Raw genomic sequence first — 24,473 nt, forward strand, 5'->3', positions numbered from 1 at the left:
GGTGAAAGCTCTCCGTCGCCGGATCGGACGCTCAGTCCTCGTCGACGTAGCGCGGGAACACCGGTGCCGGGGCGGGCAGGGTCGTGCCCGGAGCCAGGCGGGTCGCGACGGCGTCGAACTGCCGTGCCTCGGGTGTCTGACCGAGGAGATCGAGGATGTTCGCGGCGGCATCGGGCATCACCGGCTGGACGAGCAGACCCACGATCCGAACGACCTCGAGCGTGACGTACAGGACCGTCGCCATCCGCTCGGGATCGGTCTTGCGCAGCACCCACGGCTGCTGCGCCGAGAAGTAACGGTTGGTCTCGCCGAGGACGTGCCAGATCGCTTCGAGACCGAGGTGCAGGGCCTGCGCGTCGAACTCGGCGCGCACCTTCGCGAGCAGCGCGTCGGCCTGGGCGAGCATCGCCTCGTCGTCGGCGGTGAACTCGCCCGGCGTGGGCACGGTGCCCTCGAGATTCTTCGCGACCATCGTCAGGGAGCGCTGCGCGAGGTTGCCGAGGTCGTTGGCGAGATCGGCGTTGATGCGGGTGACGATCGCCTCGTGGCTGTAGCTGCCGTCCTGGCCGTAGGAGATCTCGCGGAGCAGGAAGAAGCGCAGCTGGTCGAGGCCGTACCGGTCGACCATCTCGAGCGGGTCGACGACGTTGCCGACCGACTTCGACATCTTCTCGCCCTTGTTGAACAGGAAGCCGTGGACGAAGACCCGCTTCGGCAGTTCGAGCCCCGCCGACATGAGGAAGGCCGGCCAGTAGACGGTGTGGAACCGCGTGATGTCCTTGCCGATGATGTGCAGGTCGGCGGGCCAGTAGCGGCGGTAGGACTCCGATTCGGTGTCGGGGAAGCCGGCGCCGGTGAGGTAGTTGGTCAGCGCGTCGACCCACACGTACATGACGTGATCGGGGTGATCGGGGACCGGCACACCCCAGTCGAAGGTGGTGCGGGAGATCGACAGGTCCTTCAGGCCGCCGGAGACGAAGCTGACGATCTCGTTGCGGCGGGTGGCCGGGGCGATGAAGTCGGGCTGCTTCTCGTAGAGCTCGAGCAGCTTGTCCTGATAAGCCGACAGCCGGAAGAAGTAGGTGGACTCCTCGGTCCACTCCACGGGGGTGCCGGTGTCGGTGGAGATCCGCGAGCCGTCTTCGAGCAGGGTGGTCTCGCCGTCGGTGTAGAACGCCTCGTCGCGGACCGAGTACCACCCCGCGTAGGTGTCGAGGTAGATGTCGCCCGAGTCGACCATGCGCTGCCAGATCGCCTTGCTCGCCTCGAGGTGATCGGCGTCCGTGGTGCGGATGAACCGGTCGTACGAGATGTTCAGCCGCTTGTCCATGGCCTCGAACACGTCCGAGTTGCGGGACGCGAGTTCGGTGACCGGGATGCCTTCCTTCGCGGCGGTCTGCTGCATCTTCAGGCCGTGCTCGTCGGTGCCGGTCAGGAAGCGCACGTCGAAGCCGTCGAGACGCTTGAACCGCGCGATCGCGTCGGTCGAGATGTACTCGTAGGCGTGCCCGATGTGCGGGGCGCCGTTCGGGTACGCGATCGCGGTCGTGACGTAGAACGGCGGGCGGGTGGGATCGCCGGCAGCCGGGCGGGAGGAATCAGACGCAGTCATGGTGGCCAGTAGTTTATAGGGCGTGAGCGCAGCCCGTCCCGCCCCCGAAGCCCCGCAGCCGTTGAGTCCCCTCGTCGACGCCCACACGCACCTCGACGCGTGCGGTGCCGAGGACGCCGCGACGACCTCCGCGATCGTCGATCGTGCCGCCGTGGTGGGGGTCGGACGCATCGTCACCGTCGCCGACGATCTCGAGGCGGCGCGTTTCGCCGTGCGGGCCGCGCACTGGGACGACCGCGTCCACGCGGCCGTCGCCATCCATCCCACCCGCGCGAACAGTCTCGACGACGCTACCCGCGCCGAGATCGAGAAACTCGCCGCCGACCCGCGCTGCGTCGCGGTGGGGGAGACCGGCCTCGACCTCTACTGGCCCGGCAAGCTCGACGGGTGCGCCGAACCGGCCGAGCAGGAGGAGGGCTTCCGCTGGCACATCGACCTCGCGAAGCGACTCGGCAAGCCGCTGATGATCCACAACCGCGAGGCCGACGCCGACCTGCTGCGTGTCCTGCACGACGAGGGCGCACCCGAGAAGGTGATCTTCCACTGCTTCTCGTCGGATGCCGACATGGCCCGCCGCTGCGTCGACGCCGGATACCTGCTGAGCTTCTCGGGCACCGTGAGTTTCAAGAACGCGAAGGCCCTGCGTGAAGCGGCGCCGCTCGTGCCCCGCGAGCTGGTGCTGGTGGAGACCGACGCGCCGTTCCTGACCCCGCATCCCTTCCGGGGCGCGCCGAACGAGTCGTACTGCCTGCCGTACACCGTGCGCGCGCTCGCCGAGGTGCGGGGCGAGGACGCCGAGGAACTGGCGGCGGCCACCACCGCGAACGCCGAGCGGGTGTACGGACTTTCGTAAAGGGCACGCGCGTCCCCACTCCCGTCGTGAGAATACGGGCATGCGCTCCTTCGTCTACAACTCTCATCCGGTACGTGTGATCTTCGGCCCCGGTACCGCCTCGCGGGTCGCGGACGAAGTACGTCGACTCGATCGTTCCCGCGTTTTGCTGCTCGCCGGCGAGCACGTGCGGCACCAGGCGGAACTGGTCGAGAAGTATCTCGGCGATCTGCAGGTCGCGCGTTTCGACGGCGCGGTGATGCACACGCCGGTCGAGGTGACCGAACGGGTCCTCGGCCGGGTCACCGAGCACGACGTCGATGCGGTCGTCGCGGTGGGTGGCGGCTCGACCACAGGACTGGCCAAGGCACTGGCACTCCGCACGGGGATCGATCAGGTGATCCTGCCGACGACCTACGCCGGGTCGGAGGTGACGCCCGTTCTCGGTGAGACCGCCGACGGGGTGAAGACCACGCGTTCGTCGCCCGACATCCTTCCCGAGACCGTGATCTACGACGTCGAGTTCACCACCTCGATGCCCATTCCGTTGGCGGTGACCAGCGCGATCAACGCGATGGCCCACGCGGTCGAGGCCCTCTACTCCGAACAGGCCAATCCGATCGTCGACGCCCTCGCGCTCGAGGCCGTGGCCGCGATCGCCCGGGGTATCCCGGCGCTCGGTGCGGATTCGGCCGATCCCGAGGGGCGTTCGGATCTGCTGCTCGCGGCGTGGCTCTCCGGAACCTGTCTCGCCTCGGCAGGAATGGGGCTGCACCACAAGCTCTGTCACGTGCTGGGCGGCTCGTTCGACCTGCCGCATGCCGCCACGCACACCGTCGTGCTGCCCCACGCGCTCGCCTACAACGAACCGTCGGTACCGCACGTCATGGTGCGGGTCGCGCAGGCGCTCGGCACGGATTCGGCGTCCGCGGGCGTCTACGACCTCGTGGCGGCGGCCGGTGGGCCGACGAGTCTCGAGGAACTGGGGGTCCGGGAGTCCGATCTGGACGAGACGGCACGACTGGCGACGGCGAAGCCGTATCCGAATCCCCGGGAGGTCACGGAGGTGGGCGTGCGACGGTTGCTGGGGGAGGCGTTCGCCGGTACCCGTCCGGAACCGGCGCAGAAGTCTGGTTGAAGCTACAACCAAGGGTTGCTACCTTAGTTGTCGCTTCAACTAAGTGGGGCTCTCCGGCCTCCTACCCGAAAGGCTCGACATGAAGACCCCTCTCGTCCGCGACCTCGGCATCCTCGTGGCCCGACTCGTACTCGGCGTCATCTTCCTCGCGCACGGACTGCAGAAGTTCAATTCGTGGGGATACGAAGGCACCAAGGCCGGCTTCGAAGGAATGGGCGTGCCCGCCCCGGCCGTCTCGGCGTTCGTCGCCACCTGGATCGAGATCCTCGGCGGTCTCGCGCTCATCCTCGGTGTGCTCGTCCCCGTCTTCGGCGTCCTGCTGTTCCTGCTCATGCTCGGCGCGTTCTTCATCGTGCACGTGGAGAACGGAATCTACGTCGGCGACGGTGGTTTCGAGCTCGTGGCCGCGCTCGGCGCAGGGGCCCTCCTACTCGCCGCGGTCGGTGCGGGAGCGTTCAGCGTCGACCGATTCCTCGCGCGGAAGGTTCCGCTCCTGCGCACGGCCTGACCTGCGGTTCCGCGGCGCTGTGGACGATTTCCCCCGATCGTCCTCAGCGCCTCTTCCGTCCGATGACGCGCGCTCAACGCATATGTCTTGTTATTCTCCTGTACGACATACGCGTTCACGGATCTCTCCGACAGGACCGATATGACCGTGCAGCAGGCTGTTCCGCGTCGCGACACCACGTGGAATGTCAATCGACGGACCTTCCTCGTGGGCGCGGGTGCGCTCCTCGCTGCCGGCCTCGTGGGCGCCGGATCATCTGCGGCACAGCCTCGGACACCGCAGCGTCCCAACATCCTCATCATCATGACCGACCAGGAGCGCCAGCCGATGCACTGGCCGGCCGACTGGGCGCGCAACAACCTGCCCAACCGGCAGCGTCTGGCCGACACCGGGCTGACCTTCACGCGGTCGTTCTGCAACGCCGCGATGTGCTCGCCCAGTCGCAGCACGTTCTTCACCGGCCTCTATCCCGCCCAGCACGGGGTGGTGAGCACCCTCACCGAGGGTGGCACGCTCTCGCCCACCGAACCCGTGCTGCCGGTGGACGGCCAGAACATGGCGAAGATGCTGCTCTCCGCCGGATACGACGTCCACTACCGCGGCAAATGGCACATGAGCAAGGGCGCCGACGGCGGCGACCCGTCGCCCGACGACATCGCGCGGTACGGCTTCGCGGGGTGGGAGCCCCCGGAGGCGGGGCAGGATACAGCACCCGAGAACTTCGGGGGTGGCTGCGCCGACCGCGACGGCAAGATCGCCTCCGACGCCGCCGAATTCCTGCGGTCGCGCAGCGCCTCCGACGACAGGCCGTTCGCGCTCATCGTGTCGTTCGCCAATCCTCACGACATCCTCTCGTACCCGAAGACTTGGGATCAGGTCGACGGCGACTGCAACAACTACGGGGCGTTCGCACCCGAAGCCTTCGAGCAGGGAATCGACCTGCCGCCCACCATCGACGAGGACCTGCTCCGCAACTTCAAGCCCACCGCCCAGGCCGAACTGCTCCTGCTGCTCGCAGGTGCGCTCGGTCCGCTCGTCGGTCCCGAAGCGGCACGGCAGTACGTCAACCTGTACGCCTACATGCACAAGGTCGTCGACCAGCACATCGGGACGGTTCTCGATGCGCTGGAATCGGTTTCGGGCATGCGCGAACGCACCGTCGTCTTCCGGGTGGCCGACCACGGTGAGATGGGGCTCTCCCACGGCGGACTCCGCCAGAAGGCCTTCAACGCCTACGAGGAGACGCTCAATGTCCCTCTCGTGGTGAGCAATCCGGTGATGTTCCCGAGGCCGGTCTCCACCGACGCGCTCGCGTCGCTGATCGACGTCATGCCCACCCTCGCGACGATGGCCGCCGTGCCCGACCGTTCGGCGTGGACGTTCAAGGGCGTCGACCTCACGCCCGTCATCGAGGGCGCGTCGTCCGGTGGCACGCCGCCACAGGTGCAGGACACCGTCCTGTTCACCTTCGACGACGAGAACGCCGCCGCGGCCAACGGGCAGACGACGGTGAAGCAGCCCAACCACATTCGTGCCGTCCGGCAGGACAGGTGGAAGTACGCGATGTACTTCGATCCGTCGGGACGCGCGCTGCCGCAGTTCGAGCTCTACGACCTGCACGACGATCCGCTCGAGACGCGCAACCGCGCGAACCCGCTCGATCTCGCGAACTTCGACCCGGTGCAGGTCGCGGCCATGCACGCCGTCCTGATGGACGTGATGGCCCGCACGGGCACCACCCCGGCTGTGACGATTCCGCAGTTCCCCGTACCGAGCGGATCCGCCGATCTCCCGATTCCCAGCGGGTCGGCCGGACGCTGACGAAGCCGATCACCGGCAACCGCGACCATCGGTAGGCGGTCCCGGAAACCGCTGCGCCCGCGAAGCCGGCCGCTCCGTCCGAGCCTGTGGGCATCGGCACCTCGAACGCCCCCGCATGGGGCAGGGCACAGCTGCGCGCGCTCCTCGGCTACCTCACGGAATCCATGTCCTTGCCGCCCGAATCGCGAGGAAGTTCTTCTTCCGAGTGTCGATCGAAAATGGCGATTTCGGACACTCGAAAATGATCGAGCTAATATCGATCCGATATCTGTGACGTGCGTCGTGATCTGACAGAAATCATGATCTGTGCAGGTAAAGGCGATGAAGTTGCGATAACAATGCCGTCTCGTTACCGTGCTGTGATCACAGTTGTCGTCCGTCTGGAAATAATCGTGTCACCTTTCACCAAGATCAATCGCCTCAAGTCGCCGGTGTTCTACTCGGTGGTCGCCGCCGTCTTCGTCACCCTCGGTGCCGGTGGCGCCACTGCTGTGGTTCAGCACAAGGACGTCGTCCTCGACGTCGACGGTGAGCAGCGTGCCTTCGGCACGATGAACTCCAACGTCGGCGACATCCTGGCCGCAGCCGGCTACACCGTCGACGAGAACGACGTCGTGGCCCCGGCCGTGGACTCGTCCGTCTCCGACGGCGACACCATCGTCCTGCGACAGGCTCGCGAGCTGCGCCTCACCGTCGACGGTGAGGAGCGCTCGGTGTGGACCACCGCGCTGACCGTCGACGAGGCGCTCGACCAGTTCCGCCTCTCCGACGACGCCTACGTCTCCGCCTCCCGTTCGCACCGCCTCCCGCTCGACGGTGCCGATCTCGAGGTCGTCAACCCCAAGACGGTGCGCTTCGCCGACAACGGCGCGCCCGCCGCCGAGGTGCGCGTCGCAGCGCCGACGGTCGCCGAGTTCCTCGAGGCCCAGGGCGCGAAGCTCGAGCAGGCCGACAGCGTCACCCCTGCCCTCGACGCGGAACTCGCGGAGGGCATGGAGGTCGTGGTCACCCGCGACCGGACCGAGTCGCGGACCGAGAACCTGCCGATCGCCCCGCCGGAGAACCGCGTGGACGATCCGAACATGCTCGAGGGTGAGGCCGCCGTGAGCGACCCGGGTGCTCCGGGCGAGCGGTCGGTGACCTTCGACGTTCACACCGTCAACGGTGTCGAGGTCGGACGCGCCGAGACCGCTTCGAAGGTCCTCGTCGAGCCGCGGCCCGTCGTGGTCCGCGTCGGCACCAAGCCGAAGCCCGCCGTGCCGGCCTCCGGTCGCGGCTCCACCTGGGACGCTCTCGCGCAGTGCGAGGCGACCGGCAACTGGGCGATCAACACCGGCAACGGTTTCTACGGTGGCCTGCAGTTCACGCAGCAGACGTGGGCCGGCTTCGGCGGCACCCAGTACGCGCCGCGTGCCGATCTCGCGACGCGCGAGCAGCAGATCGCCGTCGCGGAGAAGGTCCAGGCGGCCCAGGGCTGGGGCGCCTGGCCATCCTGCACCAGCAAGCTCGGTCTGCGCTGACCGGCGCGGGTGTGCGCGGTGTGACCTGCTCCCGAGTGCGCTAGGTTCACCACGTGTCAGCAGACGATCCCGAAACCACTCCGAGGGCCACTCCGGCTTCTCCGCGCGGCCTCGCCGCGCTGCTCGGGCCCGCCGAGGTCCGCGCACTCGCGGAGGAGTTCGGGGTGCGCCCGACGAAGCAGCTCGGCCAGAACTTCGTGCACGACGCGAACACGGTGCGCCGCATCGTCAACGTCGCCGGGGTCGGCCCTGAGGATGTCGTGCTCGAGGTCGGGCCGGGCCTGGGTTCGCTCACCCTCGCCCTGCTCGACGTCGTCGACCGTGTGGTCGCTGTCGAGCTCGATCCCGTTCTCGCGCAGCGTATTCCCGTTACCGTGCGGGAGCGGGCCCCGCAGCTCGCCGACCGCTTCGACGTCGTGCACATGGACGCGATGAAGGTGCTGCCGAAGGATCTTCCCGTCACGCCCACCGCGCTGGTCGCGAACCTGCCCTACAACGTCGCGGTGCCGGTGCTGCTGCACCTTTTCTCTGAATTCCCTACTCTGCGAACCGCTCTCGTGATGGTGCAGGCCGAGGTCGCCGATCGGCTCGCAGCAGAACCGGGCGGTAAGATCTACGGCGTACCCAGCGTGAAGGCGCGGTTCTTCGGCGACGTCCGCAGGGCCGGCGCCGTCGGGCGTGCGGTCTTCTGGCCCGTTCCCCAGGTGGAATCGGGCCTCGTGCGTGTCGACCGCTATGCGGAGCCACCGTGGCCCACCGACGCCCGGACACGCGCCCGGGTCTTCGCCGTCGTCGACGCGGCCTTCGCTCAACGGCGAAAGACGTTGCGCGCAGCGTTGAGTGGATGGGCAGGTTCGCCCGCGGAGGCCGAGAGGCGCCTGCTGGCGGCCGGTATCGAGCCGTCTACCCGCGGGGAGAAGCTCGACGCCGCAGCCTTCGTGCGGCTCGCAGGGGTGGAGTGATCCCGGTCACTCGTCCTGGCGGTCGGATGCGATGTGTGGTTAAGTTGTCCTCGGTCGTTAGGTAGTGTGTTCGTGGTTTACCCCTCGCACATTTCTGGTTGCGAGCGGATGCGATAGCCACGATGGAATCGTTTCAGCCGTGTAGTGACAGACCCGGGGGCCGAAACCGACTCCCGACGAGACAGAACGTCTACATCCGTTCTGCCTGCAAGTGAAGGACAGCAACATGGCTGAAGGTACTGTGAAGTGGTTCAACGGCGAAAAGGGCTTCGGCTTCATCGCTCCCTCGGACGGCTCCGCTGACGTCTTCGTGCACTTCTCCGAGATCCAGGGCCGCGGCTTCCGCACCCTCGAGGAGAACCAGCGCGTGAGCTTCGAGATCGGCCAGGGCCAGAAGGGCCCGCAGGCCACCGGCGTGAACGTCATCGGCTGATACCGATAATTCTCCGAATCCGGGCCGGCACCTCAGGGTGCCGGCCCGGATTCGTTCGTCCGGTCAGCCGATCATTGCCCCGTAACCGGTGATGCCCAAGTTCGACGAACCGGTCGACGAGCCCGCCGAGTCGGCGGAGCCGGTCGCCATTCCGGCGGAGCCCGTGGGAGGGGTCACGCAGTCCACGAGATTCAGCGAGCGCAGGACCAGGTCGCCGAGCGAGCAGACGCGCGGCGGAGCCGGTTCGGCCGAGGCGACGCCGGCGGTTCCCATGGTGGCCGCCACGGCGACGGCGCAGACGGCGACCGCATTACGTACGGAACGAGTCACATTTCCTCCAGAGTGTTCAGAGTCGATCGATCGTAGAGCGTGGCCGCGGCGGTCGGGAAGCATCCGTATCCCGAGTAAGCTCTGTACTCGTGCTTTCCGTCGTGCCGACCCCCGTGACAGTGAGGGTCCCGTCCAAGGTCAACCTGCATCTCGCGGTGGGTGACCTCCGTCCTGACGGCTACCACGACCTGCACACCGTCTTCCAGGCTCTGTCCCTGTACGACGAGGTGTCGGTGGTCCCGGCCGACACCCTGAGCGTGACGGTGCGCGGCGCGGGCGCCGAGTCGGTACCTACCGATTCGACGAACCTGGCGTGGCGCGCCGCCGAGATGATGGCGGAACGGGCCGCACGTACACCCGACGTAGCGATCACGATCGACAAGGGCATCCCCGTGGCCGGCGGAATGGCCGGTGGCAGCGCCGACGCTGCCGCGACGCTGGTCGCGCTCGACACACTGTGGGGCATCGGGGCGCCCCGGGAGGACCTCGCGGATCTCGCCGTCCGCCTCGGCAGCGACGTGCCGTTCTGCCTCCACGGCGGAACGGCGATCGGAACAGGGCGGGGCGAGCGCCTCGTCCCCGTCCTCACCCGCGGCACCTTCCACTGGGTACTGGCCCTCGCGAAGGGGGGCCTGTCCACACCGGTCGTCTTCCGTGAACTCGACCGGCTGCGTGCCGAGGGAGAACCTCAGCGCATCGGCAGCGCGGATGCCGTGCTCTCCGCGCTCGGCTCCGGCGACGCCCACCAGCTCGCGCCGCTGCTCGGCAACGACCTGCAGGCCGCGGCTCTGTCCCTCGACCCGATGCTGCGACGCACGCTCCGGGCGGGTGTCGAGGCCGGGGCCCTGGCGGGCATCGTCTCCGGTTCCGGCCCCACCTGCGCGTTCCTCGTCGAGGACCAGCACGCCGCCGTCACCGTGAGTGCCGAACTCGCCGGTGCCGGTGTGTGCCGTACGGTGCGGGTCGCCTCCGGTCCGGTGCCCGGAGCCCGTGTCGTCGGCGACGTCGATCCCGCACACTCCTGATCCTGTAGTACATCCCCGCAATTCTCGGAAGGCGTTCCTCCACGTGGCGAATCTGATCAACCTCGAACAGGTCTCGAAGTCGTTCGGCATCAAGCCGTTACTCGACTCGGTGTCCCTCGGCGTGAACGAGGGGGAGCGGATCGGTGTCGTCGGCCTCAACGGCGGCGGCAAGACGACGATGCTCGAGGTGCTCGCCGGCATCGAGGAGCCCGATTCGGGCCGGGTGAGCCGCGTGAACGGTCTGCGCATGGCCGTCGTGACGCAGCGCGGCGGTCTGCCGGAGGGCTCGACCGTCGGCGAGGTGGTCCTCGGGCCGCTCGATGTGGCCGAGCACGAGTGGGCCGGTGATGCGCGCATCCGCTCGGTGCTCACCGGTATCGGCATCGACAATCTCGGTCTCGACGCGGTCGTCGACGGTCTGTCCGGTGGTGAGCGTCGCCGGGTCGCCCTCGCCGCAGCCCTCGTGCAGGATCTCGACCTGCTCGTCCTCGACGAGCCCACGAACCATCTCGACGTCGAAGGCGTGCAGTGGCTCGCCGAGCACCTGCTGTCGCGGCGCAGCGCGCTCGTCGTCGTCACCCACGACCGCTGGTTCCTCGATACCGTCGCGACGCGCACCTGGGAGGTCGTGAACGGCCGGGTCGAGAGCTACGAGGGCGGCTACAACGACTGGATCTTCGCGCGCGCCGAGCGTGCCCGCCAGGCCGACGCGATGGAGGAACGCCGCCGCAATCTCGCGCGCAAGGAACTCGCGTGGCTGCGTCGCGGAGCCCCGGCCCGCACGTCCAAGCCGAAGTACCGCATCGAGGCCGCCGAAGCGCTGATCGCGAACGTGCCGCCGCCGCGCGACTCGGTGGCGCTGGCATCGTTCGCGAAGCGCCGCCTGGGCCGCGTCGTCATCGAACTCGAGGACGCCACCCTCACCACCCCGGACGGGCGCGAACTGGTCCGCGACCTCACCTGGCGTCTCGGTCCGGGCGAGCGGATCGGTCTCGTCGGCGTCAACGGTTCGGGCAAGACGACCCTGCTGCGCACGCTCGCGGGCGAACTCGAACCGGCGCAGGGACGGCGCGTCCAGGGGCAGACCGTCGAGATCGGCTGGCTGCGGCAGGAACTCGACGACCTGCCCACCGACATGCGGGTGCTCGACGCCGTCAAGGACGTCGCCGAGCGGATCACACTGGGCGACAAGGAGATCTCCGCCGGTCAGCTCGCCGAACGTCTGGGCTTCACACCGGCGCGGCAGCGCACCCCCGTCGGCGACCTGTCCGGTGGTGAGCGTCGCCGGTTGCAGCTCACGCGCGTGCTCATGGCCGAACCGAACGTGCTGCTCCTCGACGAGCCCACCAACGACCTCGACATCGACACCCTCCAGCAGCTCGAGGACCTGCTCGACGGCTGGGCCGGAACCCTCGTGGTCATCAGCCACGACCGGTATCTCGTCGAACGCATCTGTGATTCGACGTGGGCCCTGTTCGGCGACGGCCGCCTGACGAACCTTCCCGGTGGCATCGAGGAGTACCTGCGCCGGCGCGCGGCCATGGGCGACGGCGACGTGCCGTCGGTGGCGTCGACCGTCTCGAAGACCGGTGACGCCGCCGAGCAGCCGAAGAAGCGCGACGGTGCCGCCGAACGCACCGCGCGCAAGGAACTGTCGCGCCTGGAGCGTCTCGTCGCGAAGCTGACCGAGAAGGAGGAGAAGCTGCACCACGACCTCGCGGAGGCGGCGACCGATCCTGACCGGCTGCAGAAACTCGACGCGCAGTTGCGTGAGGTGGTCGCGGAGAAGGAAGCGGCCGAGGAGCAATGGATGGAGCTCGCCGAAGATCTCGACTGAATCCTCTTGACCTCGAGTCGGCTCGAGGTCGCAGGATGGGCGTCGTCAGAAGGAACGCCCATCAGGAGGATCCATGTCCGTCACCGAAACATCCGGTACCTCTACGCATCTCCCGCAGTCCCGGCTCGCGCGTTCCGCCGTGGTGGTCGCCGCGTCCGTCGTGACCGCACTGGTGATCGACCTCGCGCTGTGGGCCGTCGGGCTCATCGCGGGTGGCTCGTTCGAACACACCGACGCCGGTGAGGTGGTGAGCGCGGCGCCCGGTGGCGTGGTGCTCATGTCCGTCGTCCCGCTCACCGTCGGTCTCGCCGTCGCGGCCCTGCTCACCCTGTGGTGGAACGGTTTCGCGCGGATCGCCCAGGTCGTCGGGGCGTTGCTGCCGCTGGCGACGATCCAGGGCACGATCTCCGCGGACTTCGACACGCCGAGCACCGTCGCCCTGACGCTGATGCACGTCGTGATCGCCGTGGTGGTCGTCGTCGCCCTGGAGATGCTCCGTACGCGTGACTGACACGAGTAGGGGGAGGAAATATGCGCTTCCGCAAGGAAAGTCGCACATTTCCTCCCCCTGATTCGGGCAGAGGCCTACGGTCAGGTCGAAGCAGCGCTGAGCGCGGGACGCGCGAACCGCTCGATCAGGTCGTGTTGCCCGACGAGACGATGTGCGGGGTGGCGATGCCGTGGCTGAACAGCGCCGAGATCAGGCCCGACGAACCACTTCGGTGGTGGTCATGCCTATTCGCCCTTCCAGACGGGTTCGCGCTTCTGTATGAAGGCCATGACGCCTTCGAGAGTGTCGGCGCTGGTGGTGAGACGTGCGAGGGCTTTGTCGGTGAGTTCCCAGGGCAGGTCCTCGGCGGGGACGTTGCCGTCGATGATGCCGCGGGCGACGGTCTTGCCGGCCTGCACGGCGAGCGGGGCGCCCTTCGCGATGTCGGCGGCGAGAGCGAGAGCGGTGTCGAGGACCTCGTCCTGTGGGACGACCCGGTTGACGAGGCCCCAGCGCAGCGCGTCGGCGGACGACATCGGCTTTCCCGTCAGGACGAGTTCCATCGCGACGGCGCGGGGGATGGCCTGGCCGATGCGGAACACGCCGCCGGCACCGGCGATCAGGCCGCGGTGCACCTCGGGCAGACCGAATTCGGCGGTTTCGGATGCGACGACGAGATCGCTCGCGAGGGCGAGTTCGGTGCCACCACCGAGCGCGGTGCCGTTGACCGCGGCGATGACGGGCTTGGAGATGTGGTGCTTGACGACACCGGCGAAGCCCCAGTGGGCGGTTTCGGGCGGGGTGACGCCGTCCGGTCCTTCGGTGCCGAGGGCCTCGAGGTCGGCGCCGCCGCAGAAGACGGCGCCGCCTGCGCCGGTGAGCACCACGACGCGCACGTCGCGGTCCTCTTCGGCGCGGTCCCAGGCCTCACCGAGTGCCTGGTGCACGTCGGCGTTGATGCTGTTGGCCGCCTTGGGGCGGTTGATGGTGACGAGCAGGACGTGCTCGCGCTTCTCGACGTGAACGACGGGTTCGCTCACGACCGGTACTCCTCGGGGCACAGGTGTTCGATGCGGGTGACGGTGAGAATGCCGCCGTCGTCGGTGACGTGGACGGTCTCGCCGACGATGTCGGCTCCGGCGGCGAGGACTGCGGCGCCGGTGGCGTCGGTCTGGCCGGAGACACGCCGGCCGTCGGGGGTGAGGCCGACGAGGAAACCGATCGACGGGTTGCCGTCGCGACCGAATTCGGCCGTGGCGGTGACAATCTGGACCTCGCCGCTGTAATCGGTGGCTGTCTCCGGCGCGGACGGCTCGAGCAGCACGTGCTCGGGGTCGCCGACGTAACCGTCGGTGTGCGGCGCGCAGCCGAGGACCACGACGTGCTGGTAGGTCAGGTAGCCACCGTTGCCGTGCACGAGGGCGAGCTCGCCGTCCTGGCGCAGCCGCTTGGCCACCGACACCACCGAGTGCAGCGTGTAGCTGTTGAGCGGGCCGCCGAAGAAGGAGTGGCCGCCGGTCACCGACGGGACGGTGTCGCGGGGGAGGCCGAGCTGCTCGATGAGCAGCTTCGGGACCACGGGGAAGCAGCTGTAGGCGTCGATGATGTCGAAGTCGCCGGGACGCAGGTCGCTCGCCGACAGCGTGCGCCGCAGCGCATCGTCGAGTGCGGCGGAGCGTCCGAAGTCGCCGCGGGCGAGCACGTCCGAGGGCTCGGTCGCGCCGGCGCCGCCCCACACGTAGAGCAGGTGGTCGTCGGGGACACCGAATTCGCGGGCCACGGCGAGCGAGGTGACGACCACGGCAGCGGCCTGGTCGACGAACGGCATCGCGTTGACCATCAGCGGGTACGGGTCGGTGACGAGGCGGTTCTTGCCGGCGATGGTGCGGATGTCGTCGGCGGTGCGGCGCTCGGGGTTCCAGGACGCCGGGTTCTCGGCGGCGAACTCGGAGAAGGCGGCGTACAGCGTCGCCGACCAGTCGAGCGACTTCTCGCGCGAGTGCCCGAGATCGTGGCTGAGCCGGTTCTCGAACAGCGGGTAGACCCGCGTGGGGACGATCATCCCGGCGCGCTGCATCGCGGGGCTGCCGAGGTCCTTGTTGCTGATAGGCGCGGGGCCGCCCGGGGCGGTGGTCCATCCCAGCGTGACCGGATCCGTTCCGGCCTTGTACGAGTTGGTCGCCGAGGCCTGCGCCTCGCCGCCGACGAGCAGCGCGACGGTGCTGGTGCCCGCGGCGATGTCGTGGCCGACGCGATCGAGCAGGGCTGCCGGCCAGTGGCCGCCGATCGGCGTGGTCGACGTGTGCTCGGGCGTCGCGCCGAGACGTTCGGCGAGCAGGCCCGGCAGGTCGTCGTAGTTCCAGCTCGCGGTCTTGATCGCGTGGATGGTGTCGATCCGCGTGGCGAGATCGGCGCCGGAGTCGGCGATCGCGGCGAGGGTGGCCTCGTGGATGAGGTCGAGCGGTTCACGCGGGTCGGCGGGCGCACCGGCACGGCCGGAGCGCAGGTCGCCGACCCCGATCACGACGGGGACCCGAGTGGGGTCGGTCATGGCGTTCCTTCGGTCTGCTCTTGGGGGAGGAGGACGCCGCCAGCTTAATGCGGACGATTTCAGTCTGTAAATCGAGGAGTGGTCTGGCACACTTTTCCGACGTGACCGAAGCACCCGCACCGCGCCGCCGCGGACGCCCCCGCGACGCCGACCTGGAGGACCGCGTGTTCGACGCCGTGCTCGAGGTGTACTCCGAGACGAGCTGGCGTGGTTTCACGCTCGACGCGGTCGCACGACGCGCGCGGGTGGGGCGCGCCGCCCTCTACCGCCGGTGGTCGAGCAAGGACGACCTGCTGGTCCAGGCCCTCGAAGCGCGCAGCCCGCTGCCCGTGCCGATCGACACCGGCGCGCTCCGATCCGATCTCGTCGAACTCGCCCGGCAGCTGTTGCGCGGTTACCGGACCACCCCCGGCCTGGCGAGCCTGCGCGTCGCGCTCGACGCCCGTGCCAACCCCGAACTGCTCGCCCGGCTGATCCACACCCTCAACCGCAGCCGCGTGCTCGCGGCGCGCACGATCGTGCACCGCGCCGTCGAGCGCGGCGAACTCCCCGCCGACACCTCGGCGACGCTGCTGCTCGAAATGGTCACCGGCACCGTGCTCAGTCATGCCCTCTTCGCGTTGGCCACCCCGGACCAGAACGTAGACGACGACTACGCCGAACTCGTCGTCGACGCGACCATCCGCGCGCTGCGTCGTCCCGAGTCGTGACCGGCACGCCCTCCCGTGACCGAATCGCGATCGAATGCTGCCTGGTAACAGTGTGATTCCGGCCGTCTGCGCCGGTCGTCCGGGCTAGCCTGGAATGCGAATACTCGCAGGGGGGCGCCAATGGGAGGCCGACGATGGATGTGCAGGCGGTAGCGGAGATCACGCGGCTCAAATACCGTTATGCGCGAGCGCTCGATACGAAGGACTGGGACGAGCTGGCGAACACCCTCACCCCCGACGCACACGCCGTCTACGGGGAGCATCTCGTTTTCGACTCACGCGACGCCTTCATAGGTTTCCTCGAGAACACGCTGGGAACGCGCTTGATCACGGAGCACACTTGTTCCCATCCCGAGATCGACATCGCCGACGACGGCCGCAGCGCCACCGGGGTGTGGTTGCTGTCCGACACCGTGATCATCCCGGAGGACGGGATGATGTTGCGCGGCTCGGCCTACTATCACGATCGGTACAGCCTCGGCGACGACGGATGCTGGCGAATCAGCCGCACCGGATATCAACGCAACTGGGAGACGGTCACATGCATGGGCGACTCGCCTTCGGTCCGGTTGACGACCAATCGATGGGCGCTGCTGCAGCAACCGAAAGCGTCCTGAGCGGGAACGACGAGATGGTCTCGGAGGGTTCCGGCGATTTTCCCCGTCCGGGGGCGCTGCCCTATCTGACGGTGCCGCGGGCCCACGAGGCGATCGAGTGGTACACCCGGGTCTTCGGAGCCTCGCTGACCGCCGAACCGGTCGTCATGGACGACGGTCGCGTCGGGCACGCCGAACTGCGGTTCCCCAGCGGAATGATCTATCTCGCAGACGAATTCCCCGAACTCGGACTCACGGCGCCGCAGGAGGGGGCGGTCTCGGTGAGCCTGATGCTCGAGGTGGCCGACACCGACACCGTGCTCACCCGCGCCCGTCTGGCCGGCGGTTCGGTCGAGAGGTGGATCAACGAGGCCCACGGTCATCGCAACGCCACCCTGCTCGACCCCTTCGGGCATCGCTGGATGCTCGTCGGCCCGCTGACCGGCAAGCTGCCGCCACCTCGGGAGTGAGCTCCCGAATCGGTACCATGCGGCGATGAGTGAGATCGCGCGTCGCAGTGAGTTTCCCGATACCCGCGGCTGGATCCGGGCCCTGCCCACCCTCACGGCGTCCGCGCCGCCGTTCGCACCGGCCGCGACGCCGCAGGAGACCTTCCTCCGCTGGCTCACCGAGGCGGCCGAGGCCGGCGTCGCCGAGCCGCACGCAGCGACCCTGTCGACCGTCGACCCGTCCGGGACGCCCGACGCGCGCATGCTGCTGATCAAGGACGTCGCCGACGACGGCTGGTGGTTCTCCGGCGACGACCGTTCCCCGAAGGGCCGCCAGCTCGACGCGACACCGGCCGCCGCGCTCACCGTGTACTGGCGCGAACTCGGCCGGCAGGTACGCGTGCGCGGACCCGTCCTGGCCGGCCCACCCGAGGTGTGTGCCCGCGACTTCCGGGAACGATCGGTCTTCGCCCGTGCGGTCGCATCCACGGGACACCAGAGCGAGGTCCTCACCGATTCCGCCGAGTACGACGACCTCGTACGGGAACGCCTGACCGCGCTCGAACACGATCCGGACCTCGTCTCGCCGCACTGGACGGCGTGGTGCGTCGCCGCTGAGGCCGTGGAGTTCTGGCAGGCGGATCCCGGCCGACGGCACCTGCGGTATCGCTACCGGCGTGCGGGGGACCGGTGGGTCACCGAGGAACTTCATCCGTGACGTGTCGCGTGGCCGGGACGAGTCGCCCGCGACCGGTAGGCTCCCGCCCGTGAACGAGTCCTTCATCCGCACACGCGTCGCCAACGGAGTCGGCGAAGTGCAACTCGACCGTCCCGGTGCGCTCAACGCGCTCGACCGGTCGATGATCCGCGACATCCGCTCGTCGCTTCTCGCCTGGCGCGACGACCCGGCCGTCACGGCCGTGCTCGTCACCAGCACGTCCGACCGCGCGTTCTGCGCCGGTGGCGACGTAAAGCCGGTGCGCGAGCTGGCCCTCGAGGGGCGCTTCGACACCGTCCGCGAGTACTTCGCCGACGAGTACCGCCTCGACGAGCTGGTCGCCACCTACCCGAAGCCGTATCTCGCGGTCCTCGACGGCGTCACGATGGGCGGCGGGCTCGGTATCTCGGTGCACGGCGCGGTGCGCGTCACCACCGAGAAGGCCACGATGGCCATGCCCGAGACGGCCATCGGGTTCGTTCCCGACATCGGGTCGAGCCACTTCCTCCCGCGCCTGCGCGGCACCACCGCGCGGTGCGATGCGGTGGGGATGTATCTCGGACTCACCGGCGCCCGCATCGATGCCGGCGACGCGCTGGCCGTCGGCCTGGCCACGCATTACGTGCCCAGTGCCCGCATCGACGACTTCGCCGACCGCATCCGCGCCGGGCAGTGGCGCGACGCCCTCGACGAGTTCGTCGAACCGACCCCCGAATCCTCCCTGGCGCAGCGTTTCCCCGACATCGAGACGGTGTTCGGCGACGGTACGGTGCTCGACATGGTGACCCGCCTCGACAGCCTCGCCGACATCGACGCCGAGTGGGCCGAGCAGACTCGCACGGCCCTGCGGTCGTTGTCGCCGACGAGCGTGTGGGCCACGGCCGAACTGATGCGACGCGGTGCCGAGAGCACGCTCGAGGAGTGCTTCGCCCGCGAACTCGACGTCGCCGTGCGCGTCGCTGCGACGCCGGACTTCATCGAAGGTGTGCGCGCCGTGCTCGTCGACAAGACCCGCGACCCGCAGTGGTCGCCCGCGACGCTCGAGGACGTCGATCCGGCGGCGATCGCCGCACTGTTCGGCGACGGATAACCCGCGACCTGCCCGTCTCTACCGGGCGTGACCTCTACCGGGCGTGACGCTGCGGTACCTGCAGGTCGACGACGATCGGCTGCCCACCGAGGGTAGCGTGGATCTCGGGCTTCTCGAGTCCACCGGCCAGCAGGTACTCGCCGAGCAGCGTGAGCAGTTCATCGTTGTCCGCTATCGGGTCGCCGTGCGATCCGGTGCTACGCGGGTCGCCGTGCGCTCCGGTGCTGCGGGAGTCGCGGGAGGTCAGTTCGTTCTGTGCGAGTCGCGCGGCGATACGCACCGACGCCACGCCCATCGAATTGCGCCGTGACGGGACCGGACCCGGTGCGGTGATCGTGCCCAGGCTCTCGGTGGCCGTCGGGGTCGTCGTGGTGGTGGCGGGCCCACTCGCGGAGCCGTTCGTGCCGGTGCTGCTCACCAGGGTCGTTCCTTCCTCGGAATTGCCGGCGCCCACCCCGCCGGCCGGGTCACCTTCGAGCGACGATGCATCCCCCACGCTCATGCGGTGTGTTCCGGGATCCGGCGTGCTCGTCAGCGGGGTACTGCTCGGAAGAGGAGTGCTCGGCAGCGGGTAGACGAAGGTGCCCGAGCGCTTCGCGCGTCCGGATCGCCTGCTCGTATCCGCCGTCCCACCGGACGACAGGTCCTCACCGGCTGCGGCCGGTACGTCGTCGTTCATCGACACAACTCCTGATTCCACCCGAATACGTCGGATCGACGAAAGGGAAAGTATCAGTAAAATCCGCTGGACGCACTACCCGTCCGGCATTGCCGGGACGCTCAGTCGGTCGCCGCGACCAACGGTTCGAGAGTCAGCTCCGGCAACTCCTTGAGGATGTACTGCAGCCGCCACTTGTCGCTGACGAGAGCGAGGAGCACGCCGTCCGACCGGGTGAACACCTCCACGCCGCGCTGGCGGTTCAGTTCGTCGGCCGAAGCCGCATCGGTGCGACGCGCGAGCGAGTAGCCGAGATGCTCGATCTTCGGGTCGACGTTGTACTCGGCCTTCATCCGCGCCGCGACCACCTCGAACTGCATCGGACCCACGGCCGCCATCACCGGCGACGCGTCGCCGCGGACGTCGTTGCGGAGGATCTGCACGACGCCCTCGGAATCCAGCTGGTCCACGGCCTTGCGGAACTGCTTGTACTTCGAGGCGCTCTCGGCCCGCAGGATCGCGAAGTGCTCGGGCGCGAACGACGGAATGGGCGGGAACTCCACCTTCTTGTCGATGTAGAGGGTATGCCCCGGCGCCAGCGCGGTGGCGTTGACCAGGCCGACGACGTCGCCGGGATAGGCGTTCTCCACCGTGGAACGTTCGCGGCCGAAGACCGTCAGCGCGTACTTGGTGGCGAAGGGCTTACCGGTCTGCGCGTGCGTGACGACCATGCCGCGCTCGAACACACCCGAGACGACACGCATGAACGCGAGCCGGTCGCGGTGGGCGGTGTCCATGCCGGCCTGCACCTTGAACACGACGGCGCTGAACGGATCGTCGACCTCGCGAGCGGTCTCGTCGATGGCGAGACGGGCACGCGGTGGCGGTGCGAGCGTGACCAAGGTGTCGAGGATCTGCCGCACACCGAAGTTGAGCATCGCCGACGCGAAGATCACCGGCGAGGTCTGCCCGGCGAGGAACAATTCCTGATCGTGATCCTGGCCGTTGGACGACAGCAGTTCGGACTCCTCGGCGGCCTCGACCCAGGTGTCGCCCTCGAGGGCGAGCGCCTCGGCGGGGGACAGATGCTCCTCGGGCGCGATCTTGGCGCCACCGGCCGTGCGGGTGAACTTGATGTACTCGGCCGCGTCTCCGTCCTCGCCGCGACGCAGCAGACCGCGGAAGTCGCCGGCGATGCCCACGGGCCAGAACAGGGGAGTCGGCATCAGGCCGATGCGCTCGTCGATCTCGTCGAGCAGTTCCAGCGGCGTCCGGCCCGGTCGGTCCCACTTGTTGATGACGGTGACCACGGGGATGCCTCGGTGGCGGCACACCTGGAACAGCTTCAGGGTCTGCGGCTCGAGACCCTTCGCCGCGTCGATGAGCATGACGGCGGCGTCGACGGCGGTGAGGACGCGGTAGGTGTCCTCCGAGAAGTCGGAGTGACCGGGGGTGTCGACGAGATTGACGACGTTGACGACCTCGTCGTCGGTGCCCGCGACGTCCGAGCGGGTGTAGTTGAACTGCAGGGCCGTGGAGCTGACGGAGATGCCGCGGGCCTTCTCCATCTCCATCCAGTCGGAGACCGTCGACTTGCGGCCGGCCTTGCCGTGGACCGCGCCGGCCTCGGAGATGACCTTCGCGTGCAGGGCGAGCGCCTCGGTGAGCGTCGACTTACCGGCGTCGGGGTGGGAGATGACGGCGAAGGTGCGTCTGCGCTCGGCTTCGGCTCTGACCTCCTTCGCGGCCCCGGGCTTCGCTGTGCCGGAGGACTGCGCAGGCTCCGTCGTGCCGGTGGATTGACTGTCGGCCGAAGCGTGCGGGGTGCTCAACGGGAAAAACCTCTCGAAGGGGGCAGGGAGTAGGGGCGCTATCGCCGCCAACTCGTCCATGTTACTCGGCGATTCGGTGTCGATTTCCGCCAGATTCGATCACGTTTCCCCGAGGCCGCCCCATACCGACCACTCGACGGCGCACGCTGATGTGCAACTACCGGATCTTGATCGAGGTCGTGCACCACCGGACGAGGAGCGGGTCGTGAGCAGGTTCACCGAGGAGATGTACGCGACGGCGGAGTCGGACACCGGGGCTCTGGTCACCGGCGAACCGGATACGCCGTTGCGGCAGAACTGGGGAGAGATCCACCGGCAGGCCCGCCGCATGGCCGGCGCACTGGCCGCGGCGGGTATCGGACCCGGCGACGCGGTGGGTGTCCTCGCAGGACAACCGGTGGACATCGCACCGGTCTGCCAGGCCGTGTGGATGCGCGGCGGAAGCGTGACGATGCTGCACCAGCCCACGCCGCGCACCGACCTGCAGATGTGGTCGCGCGACACCGAGGTGGTCCTGCGGATGATCGACGCCCGCGCCGTCGTGCTCGGCGCACCCTTCGAGATCGCGGAGCCGCTGCTGCGCGAGCGGGGCATCTCCGTCGTCACCGTGGAGCGGATGCGGGAGGGGAGGCCCGTCGATCCCGTCGACACGGCGGAGTCCGACATCGTGCTCCAGCAGCTGACGTCCGGGTCCACCGGCTCGCCGAAGGCGGTGCGGATCACGCACGGCAACTTCTACGCCAACGCGACGGCGATGATGGACCGCGTCAAGTTCTCGCTCGACGACGACGTCATGATCAGCTGGCTGCCGCTGTTCCACGACATGGGCATGGTGGCCTTCCTCAGCGTCCCCATGCAGGTGGGCGCCGAGGTTGTGTCGGTCACGCCGCTGGACTTCCTGCGCTCTCCGATCCTGTGGGCGGAGCTGATCAGCAAGTATCACGGAACGCTCACCGCAGCACCGAATTTCGCGTACTCGTTGCTGGCCCGGAAGTTGTCGCAGGCGCCGGACGGCGCGCTCGACCTGTCGTCGATGCGCTGGATGTGGAACGGCGCGGAGCCGGTCGATCCCGACACGATGGAGGCCCTCGCGGAGGCCGGGGAGCGCTTCGGTCTCGACCCGTCCGCCCTCGCGCCCTCCTACGGGATGGCCGAGACCACGCTCGCGGTGTCGGTCCCCGATCCGGGACGCGGGGTGGTGCTCGACGTGGTGGACCCCGACCTGCTCGAGGCCGGCGGGATGGCCGTGCCGACCAACCGCACCCACACGCGCCGCATGCCCACCCTCGGCCGTCTCGTGGCCGGTCTCGAGGGCCGGGTCGTCGGCCGTGACGGACAGGTGCTGCCACCCCGCGGCGTGGGCATCATCCAGTTGCGCGGCGAGGCCGTCACGCACGGCTATCTCACCGTGGACGGACCCGTACCCGCGCAGGACGCCGACGGCTGGCTCGACACCGGCGACGTGGGTTACTTCACCGAGGAAGGTCTCGTCGTGGTGTGCGGCCGGGTGAAGGACGTCATCATCATGGGCGGCCGCAACATTTATCCCACCGACATCGAGCGAGCGGCGGGGACCGTCGACGGGGGGCGTCCCGGCAACGCCGTCGCCATCCGGCTCGACGCGGGGGACAAGCGCGAATCGTTCGCGGTGGCCGTGGAGACCAAACTCTTCGACCACCCCGACGAGGTGCGCCGCATCGAACATGACGTCGTGCACGCGGTGGTCGCCGAGGTGGGCGTGCGGCCCCGCACGGTCGCGGTACTCGGTCCCGGCAGCATCCCGAAGACCTCCTCGGGCAAGCTGCGTCGCGGCACCTCGCTGGCACTGCTGACGCGGGCCTGACCACCGCGCCACGCGACGCCGCTGCGACCGCGCCGGCCTCGGCGGAGGCGGGCGGTCAGTGGATGCGGTTCTGGGCGCCCTCGAGGCCGAGCCTCAGCAGCAGTTCGACGGCGTCGGCGCCTTCCTCGCACCACACGTCGAGTTCCTTGCGTTCGGTCGCCGAGAACGGCTTGAGCACGAAGTCGGCGGGATCCTGGCGGCCGGGAGGGCGGCCGATGCCCATCCGGACCCGCAGGTAGTCCTTGGTGCCGAGCGCCGACGAGGTCGACCGCAGGCCGTTGTGCCCGTTCTCGCCACCGCCGAGCTTGAGCCGAATCGTGCCGAAGTCCAGGTCGAGTTCGTCGTGTAGGACGATCACGTTCGAGGGATCGACCGAGAAGAACTTGGCCAGGGAGGCGACCGGACCGCCGGACAGGTTCATGTAGGTGCGCGGCTTCGCGATGATCACCTGCCGCCCGTCGAGCCGGGCCTGCACGATGTCGGCGTTGCTGCGCTTGTGCGCGGAGAACTTGCCGCCGACGCGTCCGGCCAGCACGTCGGCCACCATGAATCCGATGTTGTGCCGGGTGTTCTCGTACTTCGGGCCGGGGTTGCCGAGACCGACCACGAGCGCGGCGTCGTCGCCCACGAACTGATCCTTCCGTGCATTCGAACGACGTGCGGCGCGCCACCCCGAAGGGATGACGCGCCGCACGAGTGACTTCACAGGGAGCCGGTGAAGGCTCAGGCCTCCTCGGAGGCCTCTTCTGCGGTCTCTTCGCCCTCGGCGCCTTCCAGGGCGTCGGCGGAGGGAGCCTCGACGATGTTCACGAGCAGCAGCTCGGGATCGTCCTGCAGGGTCGCGCCGGCGGGCAGCTCGACGCCACCGGCCAGGATCTGGGTGCCGGCCTCGGCGCCCTCGATCGAGACGGTGATCTCCTCGGGGATGTTCAGGGCGTCGGCCTCGAGCTTGATCGTGTTGACCTCGTTGACCACCAGCGTGCCGGAGCCGGCCTCACCGGAGAGAACGACGGGCACCTCGACGGTGACCTTCTCGCCCTTCTTCACGACGAGCAGGTCGGCGTGCTCGATGTAGCGACGGATGGGGTGGACGACGACCGACTTGGTCAGCGCGAGCTGATCCTCGCCGTCGACGTCGAGGGTGAGGATGGCGTTGGTGCCGTGGTTACGCAGCACGGCTGCGAACTCGAGGTCGGGGAGGGCGAGGTGCCGGGGCTCGGTGCCGTGGCCGTAGAGGACGGCGGGGACCTGGCCGGCGCGACGGGCGCGGCGTGCGGCACCCTTGCCGAACTCGGTGCGGACGCTGGCTACGAGACGATTCTCGTCGGACATGATGTGACGGCTCCTACGCTGGTGGCACTTGGTGGTCGGGTGTTCTCGAACGAACGGATCCGACACGTGCGACCGGGGAGCACATTGCTTCCGTCGCAGCCGCGTCGATCACGGTGATCCAGCGATATTGCGGTTCACCCTCGCCGAGACAACTCGAACCACTTTACCGGACGACGTCGATCAGGG

At 68.7% G+C, this 24,473-nt stretch carries 24 protein-coding genes; 16 read left to right on the plus strand and 8 right to left on the minus strand.

Annotated features, from left to right (window positions below):
• Positions 1-31 precede the first annotated feature (31 nt).
• Complete coding sequence (gene metG, locus IM25_RS11215) at positions 32-1,612, minus strand: methionine--tRNA ligase (protein WP_033098243.1); 1,581 nt, start codon at positions 1,610-1,612, stop codon at positions 32-34.
• A gap of 22 nt (positions 1,613-1,634) precedes the next feature.
• On the opposite strand from metG, the gene IM25_RS11220 reads away from it, so the two are divergent.
• From IM25_RS11220 to IM25_RS11250, 7 genes are all read left to right on the plus strand, one after another.
• Complete coding sequence (locus tag IM25_RS11220) at positions 1,635-2,465, plus strand: TatD family hydrolase (protein ID WP_033098244.1); 831 nt, start codon at positions 1,635-1,637, stop codon at positions 2,463-2,465.
• 40 nt (positions 2,466-2,505) lie between these two features.
• Positions 2,506-3,582: a maleylacetate reductase gene (locus tag IM25_RS11225; RefSeq protein WP_065996041.1), complete on the plus strand. Its 1,077-nt coding sequence runs from the start codon at positions 2,506-2,508 to the stop codon at positions 3,580-3,582.
• A 79-nt stretch (positions 3,583-3,661) separates the two neighbouring features.
• A complete protein-coding gene (locus IM25_RS11230; RefSeq protein WP_019288774.1) occupies positions 3,662-4,090 on the plus strand; it encodes a DoxX family protein in 429 nt (142 codons plus the stop codon).
• A 141-nt stretch (positions 4,091-4,231) separates the two neighbouring features.
• Positions 4,232-5,911: a sulfatase-like hydrolase/transferase gene (locus IM25_RS11235; RefSeq protein ID WP_033098246.1), complete on the plus strand. Its 1,680-nt coding sequence runs from the start codon at positions 4,232-4,234 to the stop codon at positions 5,909-5,911.
• Positions 5,912-6,303: 392 nt separating this feature from the next.
• Complete coding sequence (locus IM25_RS11240) at positions 6,304-7,431, plus strand: resuscitation-promoting factor (protein WP_006553818.1); 1,128 nt, start codon at positions 6,304-6,306, stop codon at positions 7,429-7,431.
• Between the two features lie 53 nt (positions 7,432-7,484).
• The gene (rsmA, locus tag IM25_RS11245; protein WP_006553819.1) at positions 7,485-8,393 is read left to right on the plus strand and encodes a 16S rRNA (adenine(1518)-N(6)/adenine(1519)-N(6))-dimethyltransferase RsmA; all 909 of its coding nucleotides are present in this window, start codon (positions 7,485-7,487) and stop codon (positions 8,391-8,393) included.
• Between the two features lie 226 nt (positions 8,394-8,619).
• Complete coding sequence (locus tag IM25_RS11250) at positions 8,620-8,826, plus strand: cold-shock protein (protein WP_006553820.1); 207 nt, start codon at positions 8,620-8,622, stop codon at positions 8,824-8,826.
• A 63-nt stretch (positions 8,827-8,889) separates the two neighbouring features.
• Here the strand turns inward: IM25_RS11250 and IM25_RS11255 are convergent, their stop codons facing one another.
• Entirely contained in the window at positions 8,890-9,156 is a 267-nt protein-coding gene (locus IM25_RS11255) for a hypothetical protein (protein ID WP_006553821.1), read from the minus strand.
• An 89-nt stretch (positions 9,157-9,245) separates the two neighbouring features.
• Between IM25_RS11255 and IM25_RS11260 the strand changes: the two genes are divergently transcribed.
• From IM25_RS11260 to IM25_RS11270, 3 genes are all read left to right on the plus strand, one after another.
• Complete coding sequence (locus IM25_RS11260; RefSeq protein ID WP_033098247.1) at positions 9,246-10,181, plus strand: 4-(cytidine 5'-diphospho)-2-C-methyl-D-erythritol kinase; 936 nt, start codon at positions 9,246-9,248, stop codon at positions 10,179-10,181.
• A 43-nt stretch (positions 10,182-10,224) separates the two neighbouring features.
• Positions 10,225-12,018 (plus strand): ABC-F family ATP-binding cassette domain-containing protein, encoded by a 1,794-nt coding sequence (locus tag IM25_RS11265; RefSeq protein WP_019288771.1) that lies wholly within the window; start codon positions 10,225-10,227, stop codon positions 12,016-12,018.
• A 73-nt stretch (positions 12,019-12,091) separates the two neighbouring features.
• On the plus strand, positions 12,092-12,529 hold the full coding sequence (locus IM25_RS11270; RefSeq protein ID WP_033098248.1) for a DUF6069 family protein: 438 nt from the start codon (positions 12,092-12,094) through the stop codon (positions 12,527-12,529).
• A gap of 224 nt (positions 12,530-12,753) precedes the next feature.
• Here IM25_RS11270 and IM25_RS11275 read toward each other — a convergent pair whose 3' ends face one another.
• Positions 12,754-13,548 carry an enoyl-CoA hydratase/isomerase family protein gene (locus IM25_RS11275; protein WP_033098249.1) on the minus strand — a complete coding sequence of 265 codons (795 nt, stop codon included), beginning with the start codon at positions 13,546-13,548 and terminating at the stop codon, positions 12,754-12,756.
• A complete protein-coding gene (locus IM25_RS11280) occupies positions 13,545-15,059 on the minus strand; it encodes an acetyl-CoA acetyltransferase (RefSeq protein ID WP_033098250.1) in 1,515 nt (504 codons plus the stop codon). Before IM25_RS11280 ends, IM25_RS11275 begins: the two co-directional genes overlap by 4 nt.
• A gap of 101 nt (positions 15,060-15,160) precedes the next feature.
• On the opposite strand from IM25_RS11280, the gene IM25_RS11285 reads away from it, so the two are divergent.
• From IM25_RS11285 to IM25_RS11305, 5 genes are all read left to right on the plus strand, one after another.
• Complete coding sequence (locus tag IM25_RS11285; protein WP_033098251.1) at positions 15,161-15,769, plus strand: TetR-like C-terminal domain-containing protein; 609 nt, start codon at positions 15,161-15,163, stop codon at positions 15,767-15,769.
• A 134-nt stretch (positions 15,770-15,903) separates the two neighbouring features.
• Positions 15,904-16,386, plus strand: a complete 483-nt coding sequence (locus IM25_RS11290; RefSeq protein WP_024103220.1) for a nuclear transport factor 2 family protein — start codon at positions 15,904-15,906, stop codon at positions 16,384-16,386.
• 14 nt (positions 16,387-16,400) lie between these two features.
• Positions 16,401-16,835 carry a VOC family protein gene (locus tag IM25_RS11295; RefSeq protein WP_024103221.1) on the plus strand — a complete coding sequence of 145 codons (435 nt, stop codon included), beginning with the start codon at positions 16,401-16,403 and terminating at the stop codon, positions 16,833-16,835.
• A gap of 25 nt (positions 16,836-16,860) precedes the next feature.
• A complete protein-coding gene (locus tag IM25_RS11300) occupies positions 16,861-17,532 on the plus strand; it encodes a pyridoxine/pyridoxamine 5'-phosphate oxidase (protein ID WP_033098252.1) in 672 nt (223 codons plus the stop codon).
• Between the two features lie 49 nt (positions 17,533-17,581).
• A complete protein-coding gene (locus IM25_RS11305) occupies positions 17,582-18,622 on the plus strand; it encodes an enoyl-CoA hydratase/isomerase family protein (RefSeq protein WP_033098275.1) in 1,041 nt (346 codons plus the stop codon).
• Positions 18,623-18,656: 34 nt separating this feature from the next.
• On the opposite strand, the gene IM25_RS11310 is transcribed toward IM25_RS11305, so the two are convergent.
• Together IM25_RS11310 and IM25_RS11315 are read right to left on the minus strand one after the other, a co-directional pair.
• On the minus strand, positions 18,657-19,307 hold the full coding sequence (locus tag IM25_RS11310; RefSeq protein WP_033098253.1) for a hypothetical protein: 651 nt from the start codon (positions 19,305-19,307) through the stop codon (positions 18,657-18,659).
• Between the two features lie 95 nt (positions 19,308-19,402).
• Positions 19,403-21,112 (minus strand): peptide chain release factor 3, encoded by a 1,710-nt coding sequence (locus IM25_RS11315; RefSeq protein ID WP_006553834.1) that lies wholly within the window; start codon positions 21,110-21,112, stop codon positions 19,403-19,405.
• 205 nt (positions 21,113-21,317) lie between these two features.
• Here IM25_RS11315 and IM25_RS11320 point away from each other — a divergent pair, with 205 nt between their 5' ends.
• Positions 21,318-22,955: a fatty acyl-AMP ligase gene (locus IM25_RS11320; protein WP_065996042.1), complete on the plus strand. Its 1,638-nt coding sequence runs from the start codon at positions 21,318-21,320 to the stop codon at positions 22,953-22,955.
• Positions 22,956-23,010: 55 nt separating this feature from the next.
• Here IM25_RS11320 and pth read toward each other — a convergent pair whose 3' ends face one another.
• The gene (gene pth, locus IM25_RS11325; protein ID WP_006553836.1) at positions 23,011-23,583 is read right to left on the minus strand and encodes an aminoacyl-tRNA hydrolase; all 573 of its coding nucleotides are present in this window, start codon (positions 23,581-23,583) and stop codon (positions 23,011-23,013) included.
• A gap of 95 nt (positions 23,584-23,678) precedes the next feature.
• A complete protein-coding gene (locus IM25_RS11330; protein WP_006553837.1) occupies positions 23,679-24,287 on the minus strand; it encodes a 50S ribosomal protein L25/general stress protein Ctc in 609 nt (202 codons plus the stop codon).
• Positions 24,288-24,473: the final 186 nt, after the last annotated feature.

The organism is Rhodococcus sp. p52 (genome assembly GCF_000763325.2).
In the GTDB taxonomy this organism is placed as follows: Bacteria; Actinomycetota; Actinomycetes; order Mycobacteriales; family Mycobacteriaceae; genus Rhodococcus; species Rhodococcus pyridinivorans.

Bases quoted from the DNA above. Each gene is read 5' to 3' on its own strand.
- IM25_RS11225 (WP_065996041.1), top strand. From the start codon at position 2,506: ATGCGCTCCTTCGTCTACAACTCTCATCCGGTACGTGTGATCTTCGGC.
- IM25_RS11300 (WP_033098252.1), top strand. From the start codon at position 16,861: ATGAGTGAGATCGCGCGTCGCAGTGAGTTTCCCGATACCCGCGGCTGG.
- IM25_RS11295 (WP_024103221.1), top strand. From the start codon at position 16,401: ATGGTCTCGGAGGGTTCCGGCGATTTTCCCCGTCCGGGGGCGCTGCCC.
- IM25_RS11270 (WP_033098248.1), top strand. From the start codon at position 12,092: ATGTCCGTCACCGAAACATCCGGTACCTCTACGCATCTCCCGCAGTCC.
- IM25_RS11250 (WP_006553820.1), top strand. From the start codon at position 8,620: ATGGCTGAAGGTACTGTGAAGTGGTTCAACGGCGAAAAGGGCTTCGGC.
- IM25_RS11280 (WP_033098250.1), bottom strand. From the start codon at position 15,059: ATGACCGACCCCACTCGGGTCCCCGTCGTGATCGGGGTCGGCGACCTG.
- IM25_RS11230 (WP_019288774.1), top strand. From the start codon at position 3,662: ATGAAGACCCCTCTCGTCCGCGACCTCGGCATCCTCGTGGCCCGACTC.
- metG (WP_033098243.1), bottom strand. From the start codon at position 1,612: ATGACTGCGTCTGATTCCTCCCGCCCGGCTGCCGGCGATCCCACCCGC.
- IM25_RS11235 (WP_033098246.1), top strand. From the start codon at position 4,232: ATGACCGTGCAGCAGGCTGTTCCGCGTCGCGACACCACGTGGAATGTC.
- IM25_RS11290 (WP_024103220.1), top strand. From the start codon at position 15,904: ATGGATGTGCAGGCGGTAGCGGAGATCACGCGGCTCAAATACCGTTAT.
- IM25_RS11330 (WP_006553837.1), bottom strand. From the start codon at position 24,287: ATGTCCGACGAGAATCGTCTCGTAGCCAGCGTCCGCACCGAGTTCGGC.